The organism is Arthrobacter sp. HMWF013 (genome assembly GCF_003061105.1).
Classification (GTDB): domain Bacteria; phylum Actinomycetota; class Actinomycetes; order Actinomycetales; family Micrococcaceae; genus Arthrobacter.
The window spans coordinates 1-1813 of record NZ_QAIQ01000262.1 but is presented as its reverse complement, the minus strand read 5'-3'; the positions used below and the strand labels follow the sequence as shown (position 1 = coordinate 1813).

The following is a 1813-nucleotide window of genomic DNA, read 5'->3' as shown; positions in this document are numbered from 1 at the left end:
GATCGTAAACGGCCAGATCAACAGTGGCGGCTACCTCGACCCGGACACCACGCGCTCCGCTCTCAGCTCAGAGGACAAACAGACCCTGCTCGCCCTGGCGCAGAACGGAAATCCCGTAGACCGTTCGCTGTCCACTGGGGATTATCGGATTGTCGCCGTGGCAACAGGCTACGGCGACGTGCTGGTGACCGGTCTTCCGCTCGCCGCAAAGGAAAGCACCCTCGCCTCGCTGGTGTGGACATTCACGTTCGTTTCCCTCGGCGGCCTGGCTCTGATCGGACTTGCCGGGACCGTGCTCATTCGACGCACCATGAAGCCGCTGGAGCAGCTATCGGAAGTCGCCACCCGGGTCTCCCGGCTCCCCCTGGATGCCGGAGAGGTGGCACTCGCGGTGCGCGTCCCGCCGTCGAACTCCAATCCCGGAACCGAGGTGGGCAGCGTCGGCCATGCGCTCAACCTCATGCTGGACAACGTGGCCAGTGCCCTGGAGGCGCGGCAAAAGAGCGAAACCAAAGTGCGGCAGTTCGTGGCCGACGCGTCCCACGAACTCCGGACCCCATTAACGGCCATCCGCGGTTACACGGAACTGATGAGGATGACCGAGAACTTCACGCCGGACGGCCGGAAGTCGTTGGCACGTGTGCAGAGCCAGTCCGAGCGCATGACCACCCTGGTGGAGGACCTGCTCCTGCTCGCCCGGCTCGACGAGGGCCAGCCGCTGAAACTCAGCGAAGTGGACCTCACCCAGCTGGTGATTGAGACTGTCAGCGACGAAAAAGTTATCGCCCCGGGCCACACCTGGCGTCTTGAGCTGCCGGATGAGCCGATCGCTGTCACCGGCGACGCCTCACAGCTCCGCCAGGTTCTGGTGAACCTGCTCTCCAACGCACGCAAGCACACTCCTCCCGGCACCACGGTGGTTACCAGGGTCTGCAGGGCTGGGGATGGAAGCGCCGAAGTGACGGTAACGGACGACGGCGGCGGCATGCCGGCTGACTTCGTGGACAAGGCCTTCTCGCGTTTTGCCCGCGCAGACGCTGCCCGCGCGGGCACGGCACCGGCTTCCGGATCTGCGGCTTCCGAGGGCACCAGCGGACTCGGCCTGTCCATCGTCCAGTCGATCGTGGAGGCTCACGGTGGAACCGTGACCGTACAGTCCAGCCCCGGCCACACTGTTTTCAAGCTTCGCCTTCCCACCATCCACTGACCCCGCAAGTCGACACACCGCCGTCGTGATCTCCGTTACCAAAATGTGACTTAAGCGCTGAGCTCCTGTACCGTCGATTAAGTGCAGCTCTATCGGGCTGCATATCCGGATGACGCCAAGCTCTGCCGCTTCCCGGATCCCGCGTTCAGAGGCAGAGGCGGGGGACCCACGGTCCCGGGCCACGAGTGCCCTTGGGGTTAAGCCAGCACGTGATTTTCCGTGTGGCCGGATGCCCTCATCCGAACCCGACAGCTAACTCCGCAGGTGTGAGAGGCGATCCATCATGTCTGAATTCAACGTACAAACGCGCCCGGAAAACGGGTCAGGGAATCTCCACAGCGGCCGAAAAGTTACCGTAGCGGAGTCAACGGCAACGTCCGAGTCCGTTTCCTCCACGTCACCCAGAACTAAATTTCCCTCGCTTGGCCGGCGTGCAGCCGTCTTCACCGCGGCGTGCGCCCTCCTTATTGGCGTCGGCGCTGCCGGCCATGCCTCGGACGCCGATTTCCTAGCGGCCAGCGAGACTGCGCCGACGGCCGACGCCTCCGCTGCCGGGGATTCCAACCTGAGCTTCGAAAAGGCCGAAATCCAGGCCAAGCCTTCCCC

At 64.0% G+C, this 1813-nt stretch carries 1 protein-coding gene, 1 pseudogene and 1 riboswitch; the gene and the pseudogene both read left to right on the top strand.

What is annotated here, in order from left to right; translation table 11 throughout:
• Positions 1-1207: HAMP domain-containing sensor histidine kinase (locus DBR22_RS10480; RefSeq protein WP_108598967.1), on the top strand; the 1207-nt coding region annotated here is incomplete at its 5' end.
• A gap of 129 nt (positions 1208-1336) precedes the next feature.
• A riboswitch (cyclic di-AMP (ydaO/yuaA leader) is annotated at positions 1337-1485 on the top strand.
• A 5-nt stretch (positions 1486-1490) separates the two neighbouring features.
• Positions 1491-1813: pseudogene (locus tag DBR22_RS10475) on the top strand (hypothetical protein); the annotation flags it as partial.